The sequence below is a fragment of the Serratia sp. PL17 genome (genome assembly GCF_017832355.1).
GTDB lineage: Bacteria > Pseudomonadota > Gammaproteobacteria > Enterobacterales > Enterobacteriaceae > Serratia.
This window is the reverse complement of record NZ_JAFIBY010000001.1, coordinates 427,513-445,929: the sequence shown is the minus strand read 5'-3', so window position 1 is coordinate 445,929 and position 18,417 is coordinate 427,513. Positions and strand designations below refer to the sequence as shown.

At 55.3% G+C, this 18,417-nt stretch carries 13 protein-coding genes; 7 read left to right on the top strand and 6 right to left on the bottom strand.

What is annotated here, in order from left to right:
* Window positions 1–74: 74 nt before the first annotated feature.
* From serS to lrp, 5 genes are all read right to left on the bottom strand, one after another.
* Window positions 75–1,367 (bottom strand): serine--tRNA ligase, encoded by a 1,293-nt coding sequence (serS, locus tag JOE25_RS02070; protein WP_209632551.1) that lies wholly within the window; start codon window positions 1,365–1,367, stop codon window positions 75–77.
* 109 nt (window positions 1,368–1,476) lie between these two features.
* A complete protein-coding gene (locus JOE25_RS02065) occupies window positions 1,477–2,820 on the bottom strand; it encodes a replication-associated recombination protein A (RefSeq protein ID WP_209632550.1) in 1,344 nt (447 codons plus the stop codon).
* Window positions 2,821–2,827: 7 nt separating this feature from the next.
* Window positions 2,828–3,439 (bottom strand): outer membrane lipoprotein chaperone LolA, encoded by a 612-nt coding sequence (lolA, locus tag JOE25_RS02060; protein ID WP_209632549.1) that lies wholly within the window; start codon window positions 3,437–3,439, stop codon window positions 2,828–2,830.
* A gap of 197 nt (window positions 3,440–3,636) precedes the next feature.
* A complete protein-coding gene (locus tag JOE25_RS02055; protein ID WP_209632548.1) occupies window positions 3,637–7,224 on the bottom strand; it encodes a DNA translocase FtsK 4TM domain-containing protein in 3,588 nt (1,195 codons plus the stop codon).
* Between the two features lie 120 nt (window positions 7,225–7,344).
* Window positions 7,345–7,839, bottom strand: a complete 495-nt coding sequence (gene lrp, locus JOE25_RS02050; RefSeq protein WP_004928318.1) for a leucine-responsive transcriptional regulator Lrp — start codon at window positions 7,837–7,839, stop codon at window positions 7,345–7,347.
* 672 nt (window positions 7,840–8,511) lie between these two features.
* Here lrp and trxB point away from each other — a divergent pair.
* From trxB to infA, 7 genes are all read left to right on the top strand, one after another.
* Window positions 8,512–9,483, top strand: coding sequence for a thioredoxin-disulfide reductase (gene trxB / locus JOE25_RS02045; RefSeq protein WP_209632547.1), 972 nt, complete (start codon window positions 8,512–8,514; stop codon window positions 9,481–9,483).
* Between the two features lie 78 nt (window positions 9,484–9,561).
* Entirely contained in the window at window positions 9,562–10,449 is an 888-nt protein-coding gene (locus tag JOE25_RS02040; RefSeq protein ID WP_209632546.1) for a LysR family transcriptional regulator, read from the top strand.
* Between the two features lie 98 nt (window positions 10,450–10,547).
* Window positions 10,548–11,165, top strand: a complete 618-nt coding sequence (gstA, locus tag JOE25_RS02035; RefSeq protein ID WP_209632545.1) for a glutathione transferase GstA — start codon at window positions 10,548–10,550, stop codon at window positions 11,163–11,165.
* A 176-nt stretch (window positions 11,166–11,341) separates the two neighbouring features.
* Window positions 11,342–13,108, top strand: coding sequence for a cysteine/glutathione ABC transporter permease/ATP-binding protein CydD (gene cydD, locus JOE25_RS02030; RefSeq protein ID WP_209632544.1), 1,767 nt, complete (start codon window positions 11,342–11,344; stop codon window positions 13,106–13,108).
* Between the two features lie 2 nt (window positions 13,109–13,110).
* On the top strand, window positions 13,111–14,847 hold the full coding sequence (gene cydC / locus JOE25_RS02025; protein WP_209632543.1) for a cysteine/glutathione ABC transporter ATP-binding protein/permease CydC: 1,737 nt from the start codon (window positions 13,111–13,113) through the stop codon (window positions 14,845–14,847).
* 30 nt (window positions 14,848–14,877) lie between these two features.
* Window positions 14,878–15,603 (top strand): leucyl/phenylalanyl-tRNA--protein transferase, encoded by a 726-nt coding sequence (aat, locus tag JOE25_RS02020; protein ID WP_209632542.1) that lies wholly within the window; start codon window positions 14,878–14,880, stop codon window positions 15,601–15,603.
* 106 nt (window positions 15,604–15,709) lie between these two features.
* Complete coding sequence (infA, locus tag JOE25_RS02015) at window positions 15,710–15,928, top strand: translation initiation factor IF-1 (protein WP_002211347.1); 219 nt, start codon at window positions 15,710–15,712, stop codon at window positions 15,926–15,928.
* Between the two features lie 204 nt (window positions 15,929–16,132).
* On the opposite strand, the gene clpA is transcribed toward infA, so the two are convergent.
* Window positions 16,133–18,412, bottom strand: a complete 2,280-nt coding sequence (clpA, locus tag JOE25_RS02010) for an ATP-dependent Clp protease ATP-binding subunit ClpA (protein WP_209632541.1) — start codon at window positions 18,410–18,412, stop codon at window positions 16,133–16,135.
* Window positions 18,413–18,417 lie beyond the last annotated feature (5 nt).

The window sequence follows — 18,417 nt, the reverse complement described above, 5'->3', positions numbered from 1 at the left end:
CTTTCGAACAAAGGGATAATAATTTTCTTATAAAAAAAGCGCCCGTAGGCGCTTTTTATGCAGCGGCTAATTAATTAACCGATATATTCCAGGCCACCCATGTATGGGCGTAATACTTCTGGCACCTGAATGCGGCCATCAGCTTGCTGGTAGTTCTCCAGCACCGCCACCAGCGTGCGACCCACAGCCAAACCAGAACCGTTCAGCGTGTGCACCAGACGCGGCTTTTTCTCGGTTTTGCTGCGGCAGCGCGCTTGCATACGGCGCGCCTGATAATCCCACATGTTGGAGCAGGAGGAGATCTCACGGTACGTATTTTGCGCCGGCAGCCATACTTCCAGATCGTAGGTTTTGCATGAACCTGCGCCCATGTCACCGGTACACAGCAACATTTTACGGTAAGGCAGGTTCAACAACTGCAGCACTTTCTCTGCATGGCCGGTCAGTTCTTCCAGCGTAGCCATTGAATCTTCTGGACGTACGATCTGCACCATCTCGACCTTATCGAACTGGTGCATACGGATCAAACCACGCGTGTCACGGCCATAAGAACCGGCTTCAGCACGGAAACATGGCGTATGCGCGGTCATCTTCAGCGGCAGAGATTCCTCTTCCAGGATCTCGTCACGTACCAGGTTGGTCAACGGCACTTCTGCTGTTGGGATCAACGCATAGTTGCTGCTGTCCGATTCTTCTTCCAGGGGTTTGGTGTGGAACAGGTCTTCACCAAACTTCGGCAACTGGCCGGTACCGTACAAGGTTGCGTGGTTCACCAAGTAAGGTACGTAAGTTTCCAGGTAGCCGTGCTGTTCAGTGTGCAGATCCAGCATGAATTGGGATAACGCACGGTGCATGCGGGCGATTTGCCCTTTCATCACCACAAAACGGGAACCCGTCAATTTAACTGCGGCGGCAAAGTCCAGGCCACCGGCCATTTCGCCAAGATCGACATGATCGCGCACCGGGAAATCGTACTGACGCGGTTCGCCCCAGCGGCTGACTTCCTGGTTATCGCTGTCGTCTTTACCCACTGGCACAGCATCGTCCGGCAAGTTCGGGATCGCCAACGCATAGTCACGGATTTCAGCCTGCAGCTGATCCAGTGCGGCCTTGGCAGAATCCAGCTTGTCACCCAGTTCGTTCACTTCGCGACGCAGCGGCTCAATGTCTTCCCCGCGCGCTTTAGCCGCGCCGATGGATTTCGATCGGGAGTTACGTTCGGCCTGCAGTGTTTCAGTTTCTACCTGCAGAACTTTGCGGCGCTCTTCTTGAGAACGCAGCAGATCCAGATCGAGTTTAAAGCCTCGGCGAGCCAGTTTGACGGCGACTGCGTCTAGCTCATTACGCAGCAGATTGGGATCGAGCATGCTAATCCTGTGCTTATTGTTATTGAAAGAAAATTTGTTGTTTTATTCGGCTGAATTTGAAGCCGTATAAAGGAGAGTGATACCCGCTAACCTTACCGCAACGGCAACGCTAGCGGTAGCGTTTTGTCTGGCTATTTTGATCCTGCTCAGCCAGCCATGCCAGCTTTTCGCCGATTTTACCTTCCAGGCCCCGTGAGGTTGGATGATAGTAACGCGTCTTGGCCATTTCGGGTGGGAAATAGTCTTCACCCGCCGCATAAGCATTGGGCTCATCGTGAGCGTAGCGGTACTCCGCGCCCAACCCCATTTCTTTCATCAATTTGGTTGGTGCATTGCGCAGATGTTCCGGCACGTCGTAGTCGGCCATCTCTTTGGCGTCACGCATGGCCGCTTTAAAAGCGGTATAAACTGCATTGCTTTTTGGTGCACAAGCCAGATAGACGATAGCCTGAGCAATAGCGCGCTCGCCTTCTGCCGGCCCGACGCGGGTGAAACAGTCCCAGGCGGCGATCGCCACCTGCATACCCCGCGGATCGGCATTGCCGACATCTTCTGAGGCAATCGCCAGAAGCCGGCGCGCCACATACAGCGGATCGCCCCCGGCTGTAATAATACGCGCATACCAATACAGTGCAGCATCTGGTGCCGAGCCGCGTACCGATTTATGCAGCGCCGAGATCAAATCGTAATAACGGTCACCTTTATTATCGAAACGCGCACTGCGTTCGCCGGAGACTTCTTTCAGTAATTCCGGCGTCAGCACGCGTATGCCTTTGGCGTTAATTTCCGCCATATCAGCCATCATTTCCAGGCTGTTCAACGCCCGGCGTGCGTCCCCCCCCACCAGCTCGGACAGCATACGGCGGGTCTCTTCAGGCAGTTCGATATTCTGGCCGCCAAAACCCCGGCCGTTGTCTTGCATCGCCTGATCCAGCACCTGGCTGATATCGTCGGCAGTTAGTGCTTTCAACAGATACACACGAGCACGTGACAACAGCGCCGAGTTCAGCTCAAAGGACGGGTTTTCGGTGGTTGCGCCGATAAAGGTTATGGTGCCGTCTTCAATATGCGGCAGGAAGGCGTCCTGTTGGCTTTTATTGAAACGATGCACTTCATCTACAAACAAGATAGTGCGACGACCGGCGTCACGGTTCTGGCGCGCACGCTCGATCGCCTCACGGATCTCTTTAATGCCGGACGTCACGGCCGAAATCCGCTCGACGTCCGCTTGACCGTAACGACCAATCAATTCCGCCAGCGTCGTTTTCCCGGTGCCCGGCGGCCCCCACAGAATCATCGAATGCAGTTGCCCTGCCTCGATAGCGCGTGGCAAAGGCTTGCCGGCAGCCAACAGGTGCTGTTGGCCGATATACTGTGCCAGCGTTGTCGGCCGCATGCGGGCGGCCAACGGCTGGAACTCGTTCTGGGAAAAATCGAGCGACATATTACTCACGCTGACCTCACTGGCGCTGGTCGTCCAGCGTCACCCCCTTCGGCGGGGTAAATTTAAATTTGCTGGCATCAGCAGCAACATTCTGCTGGCTTTTCAGTGCATAAGAACTACGCTGGCCGTCCTGCTCAACCGCAGCAAAACTGCGAATAGTACCGCTGTTCGTGACGGTAATAGCGAACTGTTTCAGGTTGCCATTGCTGGTTTTTGGCGTAAGTTCAAAATCATCACCTTTCTGCTTAACGTTGTACTGTTTCCAGTCATTGGCGTTGTTGCGGGTGATCAGCATAAACGGCGTATTACCCGTGGCGTTTTTCAACCAGGTTGCCGTCACTTGTTCAACAAAGGGGTTGTAGAACCACAGGGTTTGCCCGTCTGATACCAACACGCTCTCGTCTGGCGAGGTCATGTGCCAATTAAACAGATTTGGGCGCTTCACCCAAAGTTCACCTTCTCCCTGCTGTACGGCAGCGCCATCGCTGCTGGTCACAGTTTGGGAGAAGCTAGCGTGGAAACTGTTCACTTTCGCCAGGCGACTTTGCAGATCCTGCGCGGCGTCGGCCAACACAGAGGTGGAAGCGAATCCCGAAAGCAGACAACAGGCAACTAACAGTTTTTTCATTATTCCAGATACCTTATGAAATGCGTTAACCGCAAGGCGTTGCCGTGCGGGTCAAATTAACCCTTAACCCCTTTACTCTACCCGAAGCTATCGGCAGGCAGATAGGCCAATGTTCCGAGAAGCCAGGGGTTTACGCTTCTTTGCACAAGGGCCGCTAAGCGGCCCTTTATTATTTAATAACAACGATTAAAGCGTCATCAGTCATGCCGTGGCGGTGCCAGCACCTCGCGGTTGCCATTGTGCCCTTGCTCACTGACGATGCCCTGCGCTTCCATCTGTTCGATAATGCGCGCGGCGCGGTTATAGCCGATACGGAACTGGCGCTGTACACCGGAAATAGAGGCGCGGCGTTTATCCACCACAAACTCTACCGCCTGATCAAACAACGGATCCAACTCCTCATCACCGTCCAGACCGCCACCAGCACCGCCCTCACCGTCGTCACTGCTGCTAAGAATACCCTCTTTATATTGAGGTCGCTCACGCGCTTTCCAATCCTTAACCACGGCATGAACTTCCTGATCGCGCACAAATGCACCGTGTACACGGACAGGAATAGACGAGTTAGGCGCCAGATAGAGCATGTCACCCATACCCAGCAATGATTCAGCACCGCCCTGATCGAGGATGGTACGCGAGTCAATCTTGCTGGACACGGTAAAGGCGATACGGGTTGGGATGTTGGCCTTGATCAGACCGGTGATCACATCCACCGACGGACGCTGAGTTGCCAGCACCAGGTGGATCCCCGCAGCTCGCGCTTTTTGCGCCAGACGAGCAATCAACTCCTCAACCTTTTTACCGACCGTCATGATCAAGTCAGCAAACTCGTCCACCATCACTACGATATAAGGCTCTTTTTCCAATACCGGTGGGGTGATGTCCATGCTGTCTGTTGGTTTCCAGAACGGATCTGGGATTGGGCGTCCCATCGCCTCTGCCTGGTCAACACGTTCGTTATAACCGGCCAAATTACGCACGCCGAGCGCAGACATCAGCTTGTAACGGCGTTCCATCTCGGCGACGCACCAACGCAATGCGTTGGCAGCGTCTTTCATGTCAGTTACCACGTCTGTCAGCAGGTGTGGAATACCTTCATAGACAGACAGTTCCAGCATTTTCGGGTCGATCATGATAAAGCGCACTTCTTTCGGCGTGGCTTTATACAAGATGCTCAGGATCATGGCATTGACCCCTACCGATTTACCGGAACCCGTCGTCCCTGCGACCAGTAAGTGTGGCATTTTCGCAAGATCTGCCACCACAGGTTCACCGGAAATGTCTTTACCCAATACGATGGCCAGCGGCGATGGATTATCACGGAACGCGGGGCAATCCAGCACTTCACGCAGATAGACGGTTTGGCGTTTGACGTTAGGCAGTTCCAACCCAACGTAAGGTTTACCGGGGATCACCTCAACCACACGCACCGCTGAGGTCGACAATGAACGCGCCAAATCGCGAGACAGATTTGAAATACGTGCAGCCTTGACACCCGGAGCCAGATCCAACTCAAAGCGTGTAATGACCGGCCCTGGCAGGATATCAACCACGTCGGCCTTCACACGGTAATCGGCGAGGCTGGCTTCGACCAAGCGCGCTTTTTGTTCCAACGCAAAGGTATCTACCGGCTCAACCTCTTTCGGGGCTTCCGTCAGCAGATCCAACGTCGGCAACGGCGTGGTTGGTTTTTGCAGCGGCATATCATTACGCATCAGGAACGGGTGGATCAGGCTATCCATCGCTGGCTGCTGCGGTGCGGCTGGTGCCGGTTGCGCGACAGGTTGCTGATAAGCCGGTTGCTGTTGCTGAGTGGCCGATTGCTGCTGCGGTTGTTGGTAAGCCTGTTGGTACGGTTGTACCGGCGGTGTCTGCGGCTGAGCTTGCGGCTGATAAACCGGCGCTGCAGGCTCAAACTGGCCGAACGGCACATCATCTTCACGTTCGCTTTGCTGCTCAATACGGTCTTCAAGCTGTGGCGACAAGGTGAACAAGGGTTCAACGGGGCCATCATCAACCAAATCATCCATCGGCGAGAAACCAAACGCATTGCGCGTGTCTACCGGCGTGGTTGCCTGTGCTGACGGTGTAGCTTCTTGTTGCCCATAGCGCTGGCTTTGCTGTTCAGCAAAGGCCTGACGCAGTGCGGCCTCCTGCAGAGCCGCCTCATCGTCCTGGTTATCTTGCGCGTATTCCTCGCCATAACGCTGATTTTGCTGTTCGGCAAACGCCTGGCGCAACGCGGCTTCCTGCAAGGCTTCATCATCCTGCTCTGGCGCAAGACTCTCGGCGTTCGGCAATGGCTCGTCATCCCCTCGGCTACGCTGTTCCTGTTCGGCAATGCGCTGTGAAGGCAGCTTGATACCGTAAGAGGCCAGTTCACGCCGGGTAGGAATGCGTACAGGGTTCGGGCGTGGCAATTCAGGGCCAAGGCCTTGTTTCACCTGCGAGTTAGCCTCACTGGTAGCGGTAAATGCCGGCATAAACGTATTGGCGGCGACAGCACCCGCTACCGCAGTTGCAGCGACAGGAGCCTGAGGTTTCACGCTACCAAACGGCGTAACGGCAGGTTCAACGGCACTGAAACCAGCCGGAGCACTGATGTCTGCGCTATCACGCTGGGCGGCAGAAAAATCGAACGGGGAACGTTCGTGCGCCGGTGATGCAGCCGGAACATCCCAGTTGCCCAAGCGCGGTTCATTATCCTCGTCCTGGTAAGGATCCGCCGAACGCGTCAACGTCGGCGCCGGTGTCTCTTCAGGGATCTCGAACGAATACAATGGCGGTGGCGCGTTTTCCTCTACCCTGCTCATTGGGTGTTGATTCACCGATGCGGGTGCAGCCGGTGCCACGGTAACCGACGGTGCCTGTGCTACGACAGGAGCCGCAGTAACCGGCGTACTGGCTACCGCTGGTGCAACGGGTACGGCATCAGCAGGATCGTCATCATTAGCCCGCAAGCCGCTGAGTAAGGGATCCTGTGCATCTTCTGCTTCTGCCGCCAACTTGGCGGTTTCCGCTACGGAAGGCGCAGAGAACAACACGTCGTCTTCCGCCGCATTGGCCGCCGCCGCAGTCGCGCCCACAGCAAGCGCGGCTTCTTTCTGTGCAGGTTCGGCAAGTTCTTCGACATAACGATCATCGTCGTCGTGATAACGGTCTTCACGGCGTGATCGGTTAGTCATAAAGGTCGCCGTACCCAGCACCGCGCCGCCGATTCTTTCGGCGATCACCAGCCAAGACCAACCGGTAAACAACGTAAGCCCCGCAGCCCAGACGCACAGCAGCCCTAAGGTTGCACCGATGCCGTTGAACCACGGCAGCATGGCATTGCTCAGCAAACTGCCGATAACGCCGCCGGAAGCGAAGTAATAGAGATCGTCGACATTCAATGCCGCCAGGCCACACGAGGTGAGCACCAGCGCCAACGTGCCGATCAGGCGCAATGAAAGCGCAAAATAGTCGATGTATTCGCCGTTGCCGCGCTGACGGTAAGCCGCCCAGCACAACATGAGCATGATCGGTGGTATCGCATAGGCGAGTACCCCGAAGGTGAAGAACAGCGTGTCGGCCATCCAGGCCCCGACGCCACCGCCCAGGTTATGAATCGGCTCATGCCACGCGGTCTGCGACCAGCTTGGGTCAGATGGATTAAAACTGACCAAGGCAGCCATGAGGTAAATGGCAAAAATGGCCACCACGATCAACACAGCTTCGAGCAAACGGCGACCGCTGCTGAGTTTTCTCAAGGTAACTTCTTTATCTTCTGTATATTCCTGGCTCAAGAAAGGCTCTCCAGGTTCCTGTTAGCTGACATAGCAACAGCGCCGAGAAGCTTCCCCGGCGCCGAAACTGTATGAATAAACAGGAGTGTAACCAATTTAATCAGGTTTTGCACCTGCACCCTACCGTGTTTTGATAACCAGACGGTTACTCTGTTTCACTTCTTCCATGACTACGTAGGTACGGGTGTCGTTAACCCCCGGCAAACGCAGCAAGGTTTCACCGAGCAATTTACGGTAAGCAGACATATCCGGTACACGGGTTTTCAACAGATAGTCGAAATCACCAGACACCAGATGACACTCCTGAATTTCTTCAAGCTTCTGCACTGCTGAGTTGAATTGCTCAAACACATCTGGCGCGCCGCGGTTCAACGTGATTTCCACGAAGACCAACAGTGACGCATCCAGATAATGCGGGTTGAGCAAAGCGGTATAGCCATGAATAAAACCCTGGCGCTCGAGGCGGCGCACGCGTTCTAAACATGGTGTTGGAGATAACCCCACGCGCTTCGAAAGCTCAACGTTCGAAATACGCCCATCCTTCTGCAGCTCGTTCAGGATATTGCGGTCGATACGGTCGAGATCTTTACCCGGGCGTTTCTTATTGTCTGCCATTATTATTGTCTCTCTTATTTTCTTCCCTGCACTTGCCACACCCTAGCCAACGTCAATGTGTAAGGGTTCGTTCCAAGCGAAGACCCGATGCCTGTCATATGCTTCACTACCATCATCCACCGTTGTGCAGTCTGTCTGTCAAACCCTGCACAGGGTGTTTAAATGACGTTAATCGCAAGAAGAAATTTGCAATTCACCTGCGCGATATCCTCTCACCTGCTGTACAAGGTTTCAGCTACGGCGCAAAACTCTGCGCCAACGCCGTAAATACGTACGATTTACTGCAGGTGTGGGGATAATTTCTTCTTCCTATGATGTTTTCGCAAATGCGCAGCGGATTGTCAAAGTAAAAGAAGCAAAATCAGAAGAACGTACCGTCATGAAAAGTTAGCACCCCGTTTTTAGTTATGAATCGCTGGCTTAAAAACCCCGCAGAGAAGGCACCTAAACCCGCTTAACGTGCTGTTTCCCGTTATGTGCACCCAATATCGCAGTAAGCCCTTTCCATAAGTTAAATTGCTGCGTTTTACGCTCGATTTAGCAGCAAAACAATAATTAATAGGCAATGACTATCAAACAAATCGTTAACAACATCCCCTGACGCTTTTTTTAATGCGGCATTTTCCCTACAATCGGATCCATTGTCCGCCATTGTGGGAAAAGAGGTTATTCATGGGCACGGCTAAACACAGCAAATTATTGATTCTGGGCTCCGGCCCGGCTGGCTACACCGCCGCAGTTTATGCAGCGCGCGCCAACCTGAGCCCGGTACTGATTACCGGTATGGAACAAGGCGGTCAACTGACCACCACTACTGAAGTGGAAAACTGGCCAGGTGATGCCGAAGGTCTGACTGGCCCTGCGCTCATGGAGCGTATGCGCGAGCATGCAGAAAAATTCCAGACCGAGATTGTGTTTGACCACATCAACAGCGTTGATCTGCAAAACCGTCCGTTCCGTCTGTTTGGTGACAGTGCTGAATACACCTGTGATGCACTGATCATCGCCACTGGCGCATCGGCCCGTTACCTTGGCCTGCCGACTGAAGAGGCCTTTAAAGGCAAAGGCGTTTCCGCCTGCGCAACCTGCGACGGGTTCTTCTACCGCAATCAGAAAGTCGCGGTCGTCGGCGGCGGTAACACCGCCGTTGAAGAAGCGCTGTATCTGTCCAACATTGCAGCCGAAGTTCACCTGATTCACCGTCGTGACAGCTTCCGTTCAGAGAAGATCCTGATCAACCGACTGATGGAAAAAGTGAAAAGCGGCAATATCGTACTGCATACCGACCATACTCTGGACGAAGTGCTGGGCGATGAAATGGGCGTTACCGGTGTACGTATCCGCAGCACCAAAGAAGAGAACGAAACACGGGAACTGGCGTTGGCCGGCGTGTTTATCGCCATCGGTCACAGCCCGAACACCAGCATTTTCGGTGGTCAGCTGGAGTTGGAGAACGGGTATATCAAAGTGCAGTCCGGTATTCACGGCAATGCTACCCAGACAACCATTCCTGGCGTATTCGCCGCTGGCGACGTGATGGACCACATCTACCGCCAGGCGATCACTTCCGCCGGTACCGGTTGTATGGCGGCATTGGATGCTGAGCGTTACCTGGACGGCATCGCCAACGCAGAAGTGCTGTAACGGCACAGCGTGTCAGCTTGAAAAGCGGCTACCTTAGCCGCTTTTTTTGTATTTAAAACAAAATCAGGCGGGTGTTCGATGCAAAATCTTCTCCACTGGCGTCTGTTGGTCGCCGTGGCCGATAGCGGCAAAATCACCTTGGCGGCAAATCAATGTGGCATGACTCAGTCCGGTGCCAGCCAGGCCATCGCTCAGTTGGAAGAGGCGTTGAATACTCCGTTGTTGGTCCGACTACCGCATAGCGTTACGCTAACGCAAAGCGGTGAGCAAATCGTCAGCCATGCCCGCGCCATGCTGGCCGAACTCAATGCTATCCAGCACTACGCACTGCAGGCGCAAAGTGCGTTCGCCGGCAAAATACGCCTGGCCAGTTTCCCTTCAGCATTTGCTCTGTTGTTACCCCCGCTGCTGCGCAAATTTAATCGCCGCTTTCCCGCCATTGAACTGATTCAGTTGGAAGGCACCGATCTGGAAGTCGAAAATTGGCTGGCGTTGGAAGCTGCCGATATTGGCGTCGTGTTGAATCCGAAAACGGAACGGCTAAGCTTTCCGCTGGGAAAAGACCTATGGCTTGCCGTGACGGCCACGGCTCATCCGCTGGCCAGAAGCCGCCAGCCAGTAGATTTCAGCGAACTGGTTAAACAGCCGTTTGTATTAGCCACCGGCGGTTGCCAGCTCAATGCCCAGTTGCTGGCGCAGCAGGCAGGTTTGGCCCTGACGGATGTTCGCGTCACCGTCAGTGACTGGAACACGGCACTGACGCTGGTGCGTGAAGGAATTGGCATATCGCTGGTGCCGGCATCGGTAATACCTGCCGATACGCCAGGCATTTGCGCCCTGCCGCTCAGCGCGCCACTTTATCGCCATTTTGGCCTGGTTTGCTCATTCACCGGCGCAAGCTCTGCGCCAGTGCAAACCTTGTTGCACTATCTACAAGATCATCTGCCGCTGCCCGTCAGTAGCTGAGCTGATATCGGGTTTCTGAGATTCTAATTTTTCTGTCGACAGCGCCGACGGCATTCTGACGGGCAAGCGATGTCGCTTTTTGCCTCAGGAATATCCCCATGAAACTCTATTTTGCGCCCGATGCCTGTTCCCTCTCGCCCCATATCGTTCTGCGGGAATTAGATTTGCCGTTCGAGCTCATCCGCGTTAATAACCGCACCAAACGCAGCGCCGACGGCGGAGATTTTTATCAGGTTAATCCCAAAGGTTACGTCGCCGCATTGATGCTGGACGACGGAAAGGTGATCACCGAAGGTGCTGCCATCGTGCAGTACCTGGCGGATTTGCGCCCTGAGGCCGCGCTGGCCCCGCCAAACGCGACCTTCGAACGGGTGCGTTTGCAGGAGTGGCTGAACTTCATTACCAGCGAGATCCACGCAGGATCAAGTCCGCTGTTCAACTCAAGCCTGCCGGAAGAGGTTAAAACACGGTTTTGCGACACGCTGCGACGCCGCCTCGATTTTGTTGCTCAGACGCTGGACGAACAGGCTTTTCTACTGGGAGAAGCTTTCAGCGTTGCGGATGCCTATCTGTTCACCGTGTTGCGCTGGATGGATCAGTTTTCCATCGACCTCAAATACTGGCCATCGATAACCCGTTATATGTCGCTGATTAGCCAGCGCAGATCCGTGCAAACCGCCCTGGCGGCGGAGGCGGCCAGTCAAGCGGTGCCATAATCCTGCTGTTGTCGTCTGTTATACCGATATTTGACCGCTTTATTATTTTCAGTCTGCCGGGTGAAGAGGTAACATTGCCCCTCACTTGTTCGCTTCAGGTTGGGGCAAACACTTTTTTTAACAGTACGTTAACCTTGTCTGTAACAACAGGCGCCGGCGACGCAGACTCTTATCTGATGAAAAAAACCAGACAGCAACAGTTAACCCGTTGGCTCAAAACGCAGAGCACCCTGGCGCAGCGTTGGCTGCGCCTTTCCATGGTATTAGGGCTGATAAGCGGCATGCTGATTGTCGCGCAAGCATGGCTCTTAGCCGCCCTGCTCCACGCCCTGATTATCGAACACACCCCGCGTGAACAGTTGATCCCTTCGTTTATTTGGCTTGCCGCCACCTTCGCGTTGCGGGCGATATTAAGCTGGCTGCGAGAGCGCGTTGGTTTTATCTGCGGACAGGTGATCCGCCAGCGGATGCGTCGTCAGGTACTGGATAAACTGCAACAACTCGGCCCTGCCTGGGTCCAGGGCAAGCCTGCAGGTAGCTGGGCCAGCATCATCGTCGAACAGATTGAGGACATGCAGGATTATTACTCCCGCTATCTGCCGCAGATGTATCTGGCGGTGTTTATCCCATTGCTGATTCTGATTACCGTATTCCCGATTAACTGGGCCGCGGGCCTGATCCTACTGACCACCGCCCCGCTGATCCCCATGTTTATGGCGCTGGTTGGTATGGGGGCCGCCGACGCCAATCGCCGCAACTTTGTCGCGCTGGCACGGCTGAGCGGCAATTTCCTTGATCGCCTTCGGGGTTTGGACACGCTGCGTTTATTTAACCGCGCTGAAGCGGAAACTGCACACATCGCCAAATCGTCCGAAGATTTCCGTAGCCGCACCATGGAAGTGCTGCGGTTGGCATTCCTGTCTTCAGCCGTGCTGGAGTTCTTTGCCTCCATCTCCATCGCGGTGGTCGCAGTGTATTTTGGTTTTTCGTTCCTTGGTGAACTGAACTTCGGCAGTTACGGCACCGGTGTCACCTTGTTTGCAGGCTTCCTGGTGCTGATCCTTGCGCCGGAATTTTTCCAACCGCTGCGTGACCTCGGCGCCTTTTACCATGCCAAGGCGCAGGCCGTGGGCGCTGCTGAAGCCCTTGAAACCTTCCTCAGTGCAGAAGGCGAACAAATGGGCAAGGGTACGCAAACGCTAAACACCGATGCGCCACTGGAACTGCACGCCCAGAGTCTGGAGATCCTGTCGCCGAATGGCGTCCTGCTGGCTGGCCCACTGAGCTTTACGCTTGCTCCACACCAGCGCATTGCGTTGGTAGGGTTGAGCGGTGCCGGTAAAAGTTCGTTGTTGAATCTGCTGCTCGGCTTCCTGCCCTATCGCGGCTCGCTGACAGTCAACGGTATTGAGTTGCGCGACCTGGCCGCCGAAAGCTGGCGCCAGCAGCTTGGCTGGGTAGGACAGAACCCACACCTTCCGGCACTGACACTGCGGGCCAATATCCTGCTAGGGAATCCGCAGGCCAGCGAGGCGCAATTGCAGCAAGCGGTAGAGCAAGCCTACGTCGGCGAAATTCTGCCGTATCTGCCACAGGGATTAGATACCGACGTCGGCGATAACGCGGCACGTCTTTCCGTCGGCCAGGCTCAACGCGTCGCGGTGGCCCGGGCGCTCATCAGCCCTCGTCGTTTGCTGCTGCTGGATGAACCGGCTGCCAGCCTTGATGCCCACAGCGAGCGTCGAGTCATGCAGGCTCTGAATGCCGCTTCGTATCAGCAAACCACCCTGCTGGTTACGCACCAGTTGGAAGATACCGAAGATTACGACCAGATTTGGGTCATGGAAGGCGGGCAAATTGTCCAGCAAGGCGATTACGCCACGCTGAGCGCACAGCCGGGCCTGTTTGCCAACCTGATCGCACACCGCCGCGGGGATCTCTAATCATGCGTGTTTTGCTGCCGTTCCTGGCACTGTACCGTCGTCACAGCCTATTGATCTGCCTGGGCATTGTTTTAGCCATCGTCACCCTATTGGCCAGCATCGGTCTATTGGCGCTATCGGGCTGGTTCCTCGCGGCGTCAGCCTTGGCTGGGTTGGCGGGTCTATTCACCTTCAACTACATGCTGCCGGCTGCCGGCGTACGTGGTGCCGCAATTTTCCGCACGGCCGGGCGCTATGCCGAACGTGTTGTCAGCCATGACGCGACCTTCCGCGTGTTGTCCCATCTGCGGGTGTTTACCTTTGAAAAGATCCTGCCGCTGTCACCGGGCGGCATTGCCCGCTTCCGTCAGGCCGATCTGCTTAACCGGTTGGTCGCCGATGTCGATACGCTGGACCATTTATATCTGCGGGTCATCTCGCCGCTGGTCAGTGCCGCCGTGGTGATTGCCGTCGTTACATACGGCCTGAGCTGGTTAGATACGTCCCTGGCGCTGACGCTGGGCGGTATTCTGCTGCTGCTGCTGTTACTGGTGCCCCCGGTATTTTACCGTGCTGGTAAACCCATTGGCGGTCAGTTAACCGCTTTGCGTGGTCAATACCGCACCGATCTGACCGCGTGGCTGCAAGGCCAGGCTGAACTGGTGGTGTTCGGCGCAGTTGATAGCTTCCGTACAGCCCTGGATACCACAGAACAACACTGGCAGCGTCGCCAATGGCAACAGGCTTCGCTCGGCGGTATGGCACAGGCGTTGATGATCCTGGCCAGCGGTTTAACAGTCGCGCTGTTGCTGTGGCTTACAGCCGCAGGCGTCGGTGGTGACAGCCAACCCGGAGCCTTGATTGCGCTGTTTGTTTTTGCCGCACTGGCCTCGTTTGAAGCACTGATGCCGGTCGCGGGGGCCTTCCAGCATCTGGGGCAGGTGATCGCTTCCGCCACACGCGTAAAGCAAGTGATCGACCGAAAACCCGAAGTCACATTCCCAGCCCACGGCCCGGCGGCCGAAAGCGACGCGACCTTGAACTTACAGCAGCTTACGTTTACCTACCCCGACCAACCGTTACCGGTGTTGCAGGACGTCACGCTGGAGATTGCCGCCGGTGAGCACATTGCGCTACTTGGGCGTACCGGATGCGGTAAATCGACCTTGCTGCAATTGCTGACACGCGCCTGGAATGCCAATAGCGGTCAGGTGCTGCTCAATGGACACCCATTGGGCTCTTACGATGAGGCGACGCTACGCCAGATGACAACCGTCGTCAGCCAGCGCGTTCATATCTTCAGCGATACGCTGCGTGAAAACCTGCGCATTGCTGCGCCCGCAGCAGCTGATGAACAGTTGCGCGAAGTGCTACAGCAGGTGGGTCTGGATAAGTTGCTGGAGAACGAGGGGCTGAATGCCTGGCTTGGGGATGGCGGTCGCCAACTTTCTGGCGGTGAACAGCGCCGCCTGGGCATTGCCCGTGCATTGTTACACCAAGCTCCTCTCCTGTTGCTCGATGAACCTACCGAAGGCCTGGACGCAGAGACCGAACAGCAGATCCTGGCGTTGCTGCGCCAACACTGTCAGGGTAAAACGCTGATTCTGGTTACTCACCGTCTCTACGGCTTAGAACACCTTGACCGCATCTGCGTGATGGACGGCGGCAGAATTGTCGAGCAAGGCGATCATGCCATGTTGATGGGCTTGCAGGGGCGTTATGCTCGCTTTCGCCAACGTATCAGTGATATACCTCTGTAAAATGGCCTGTAGAGCACGCTGAGAACTTATATGCGCATTGTTAAGCTGTCACCGCAGTCACTGGCATTTCCCTCTCCTGAGGGCGCTCTGCGCGATCCTAATGGCCTGCTGGCCATTGGCGGCGATCTGACCGCACCGCGTTTGCTGGCCGCCTATGAACGCGGCATCTTCCCCTGGTTTTCGCCGGGGGAAGCCATTTTGTGGTGGTCACCTGACCCGCGAGCCGTGTTGTTCCCTGCCGAACGCCATATCAGCCGGAGTTTGAAACGCTTTCTGCGCAGCAATCCTTTCCGCGTTACGCTGAATCACGACTTCGCGGCGGTCATCGCCGCCTGCGCCGATCGTCCGCAGGAAGGCACCTGGATTGGCCCTGAGGTTCAGCGCGCTTATCTGCACCTGCATCGCCTCGGTTTAGCTCATTCGATCGAAGTGTGGCAGGATGACGCACTGGTAGGCGGCATGTACGGCGTGGCTCAGGGCGCACTGTTTTGCGGTGAATCGATGTTCAGCCGTACAACCAACGCGTCCAAGTGTGCACTGATGGCTTTTTGTCAGCATTTTGCCGCTTATGGCGGAGAATTGATTGACTGTCAGGTGCTTAACGCTCACACTGCCACGCTGGGAGCGAGAGAGATCCCCCGACGACAATTTTTGCAGCAGCTCAGTCAACTTCAGCGCAAGCCGTTAGCGCCAGAGTGCTGGGCACCGCAAGTATTACCCCCACAGCAGGTTGAACCACCCTCCCCAACAAACTAATTTTGCGGAAACGGTGCAATGTTCACCGACACTTCTTTACATAATGTGGGTTTTTCGGCATTATCTTGCCGGTTAAAAACTAAGGTAGTTAGACCTAGAGGATTCGATGGCCAAAGAAGACAATATTGAAATGCAGGGCACCGTTCTTGATACGCTGCCGAACACCATGTTCCGCGTTGAATTAGAAAACGGGCACGTGGTAACCGCACATATCTCCGGTAAAATGCGTAAGAACTACATCCGCATCCTGACGGGCGACAAAGTCACTGTAGAGCTGACCCCGTACGACCTGAGCAAAGGCCGCATTGTCTTCCGTAGCCGTTAATCGGCTCACTCGTCGCCAGCCGATGGCGGCACCGAGGATGTAATGCCTCCGGAGCCCTTTCCGTTTACCCCCGTAGCAACGTTCAACATCGAGTTGCAGGAGCGCAGGTAAACTGAGAGGGCTCAATCATTTCTGTTGTGGTGATGATTGCACCCATAAAAAAAGCGATGCCGAAGCATCGCTTTTTCGTTATTTGACTCAGGCTTAGTGCACTGCACCTTCATCCGCTTTACGCATCGATGCGCTGAGGAAGTGGTAAGTCAGTTTCTGGTTATCCTTGTCCAGCTCAACCTTGACCGAACCACCGTCCACCAGCGAACCGAACAGCAGTTCGTTAGCCAGCGGTTTCTTCAGGTTTTCCTGCATGACACGCGCCATCGGACGCGCACCCATCGCACGGTCGTAGCCTTTCACTGACAGCCAGTCACGCGCTTCGTCGCTCACTTCCAGCGACACGCCCTTCGCATCCAGCTGCGCTTGCAGTTCGACGATAAACTTGTCGACAACCTGCTGAATCACCTCGGTCGACAGATGGTTAAACCAAAGAATGTTGTCCAGACGGTTACGGAATTCCGGCGTGAACACTTTTTTGATCTCTTCCATCGCGTCGGTGCTGTTGTCCTGCTGAACCAGACCAATCGATTTACGCTCTGTTTCACGCACCCCGGCGTTGGTGGTCATCACCAGGATCACGTTGCGGAAATCCGCCTTACGGCCGTTATTGTCGGTCAGCGTCCCGTTGTCCATCACCTGCAACAGCAGGTTGAAGACATCCGGATGGGCCTTCTCGATTTCATCCAGCAGCACCACTGAGTGAGGATGCTTGAGCACCGCATCAGTCAGCAAACCACCCTGATCGTAACCAACATAGCCCGGAGGCGCACCAATCAGGCGGCTCACCGTATGGCGTTCCATATACTCGGACATATCAAAACGCAGCAGCTTGATATCCATCGCCTTCGCCAACTGCACCGTTACCTCGGTTTTCCCGACGCCGGTTGGCCCGGCAAACAGGAATGAACCGACAGGCTTGCGATCGTGGCCCAGGCCTGCACGACTCATTTTGATCGCTTCGGTCAGGGCTTCAATGGCCTGATCCTGCCCGAACACCAGCATTTTCAGACGATCACCCAGGCTTCTCAATACATCACGATCGCTCGCCGATACGGTTTTTTCCGGGATGCGCGCAATACGCGCTACCACCGATTCAATATCAGCAACGTTGACGGTTTTCTTACGCTTGCTGATCGGCAATAAGCGGCTGCGAGCCCCCGCCTCGTCGATCACGTCAATGGCCTTATCCGGCAAATGGCGGTCGTTGATGTATTTTACCGACAGCTCAACCGCAGCACGCACCGCTTTCGCGGTATAACGCACATCGTGGTGCGCTTCGTACTTGGTCTTCAGGCCATTGATGATCTGAATGGTTTCTTCCGGCGTCGGTTCAGTAATGTCGATTTTCTGGAAGCGACGGGCCAAGGCACGATCTTTTTCAAAGATATTGCTGAATTCCTGGTAAGTGGTCGAACCGATAACTCGGATCTTGCCGCTGGACAGCAGCGGTTTGATCAGGTTGGCGGCATCGACTTGCCCACCGGACGCCGCGCCGGCACCGATGATGGTGTGGATCTCATCGATAAACAGGATGCTGTTCTTGTCCTGCTCCAGTTGCTTCAGTAACGCTTTAAAACGTTTCTCAAAGTCACCGCGGTATTTCGTACCCGCCAGCAGCGAACCGATGTCCAGCGAATACAACGTGCAGTCCGCCATCACTTCCGGGACGTCGCCCTGCACAATGCGCCAAGCCAGCCCTTCAGCGATCGCGGTTTTGCCAACGCCAGACTCCCCTACCAACAGCGGGTTGTTCTTGCGACGACGGCACAGCACCTGGATAGCACGTTCCAGCTCAGGATCACGGCCAATCAATGGATCAATGCCGCCCACCCGGGCCAGTTGATTGAGGTTGGTGGTGAAGTTTTCCATACGGTCTTCCCCTCCGGACTGCTCTTCATTCACCGGGTTTTCCGCATTCGGCGCTTGGCCCGGCTCGTCTTTACGTGTGCCATGTGAAATGAAATTCACTACGTCAAGACGACTGACGTCGTGTTTGCGCAGCAGGTAAGCCGCCTGCGACTCCTGCTCGCTGAAAATTGCCACCAGCACGTTGGCGCCGCTGACTTCGCTGCGGCCGGAAGATTGCACATGGAATACCGCACGCTGTAACACGCGCTGGAAGCTGAGCGTCGGCTGTGTGTCGCGCTCTTCTTCACTGGCAGGTAACGTCGGCGTGGTTTGTTCGATAAAGGCTTCCAGTTCCTGGCGTAGTGCAGCCAGGTCCACTGTGCATGCCTCAAGCGCTTCCCGCGCGGCAGGGTTGCTGAGTAACGCCAGCAACAGGTGCTCCACGGTCATAAACTCGTGTCTGTGCTCACGCGCTCTGGCGAAAGCCATGTTGAGACTGAGTTCCAGTTCTTGATTGAGCATAAGCA

Coding starts and splice junctions, on each gene's coding strand:
- aat (WP_209632542.1), top strand. CDS start 14,878: ATGCGCATTGTTAAGCTGTCACCGCAGTCACTGGCATTTCCCTCTCCT.
- JOE25_RS02040 (WP_209632546.1), top strand. CDS start 9,562: ATGCAAAATCTTCTCCACTGGCGTCTGTTGGTCGCCGTGGCCGATAGC.
- cydC (WP_209632543.1), top strand. CDS start 13,111: ATGCGTGTTTTGCTGCCGTTCCTGGCACTGTACCGTCGTCACAGCCTA.
- clpA (WP_209632541.1), bottom strand. CDS start 18,412: ATGCTCAATCAAGAACTGGAACTCAGTCTCAACATGGCTTTCGCCAGA.
- trxB (WP_209632547.1), top strand. CDS start 8,512: ATGGGCACGGCTAAACACAGCAAATTATTGATTCTGGGCTCCGGCCCG.
- cydD (WP_209632544.1), top strand. CDS start 11,342: ATGAAAAAAACCAGACAGCAACAGTTAACCCGTTGGCTCAAAACGCAG.
- serS (WP_209632551.1), bottom strand. CDS start 1,367: ATGCTCGATCCCAATCTGCTGCGTAATGAGCTAGACGCAGTCGCCGTC.
- lolA (WP_209632549.1), bottom strand. CDS start 3,439: ATGAAAAAACTGTTAGTTGCCTGTTGTCTGCTTTCGGGATTCGCTTCC.
- infA (WP_002211347.1), top strand. CDS start 15,710: ATGGCCAAAGAAGACAATATTGAAATGCAGGGCACCGTTCTTGATACG.
- gstA (WP_209632545.1), top strand. CDS start 10,548: ATGAAACTCTATTTTGCGCCCGATGCCTGTTCCCTCTCGCCCCATATC.
- lrp (WP_004928318.1), bottom strand. CDS start 7,839: ATGGCAGACAATAAGAAACGCCCGGGTAAAGATCTCGACCGTATCGAC.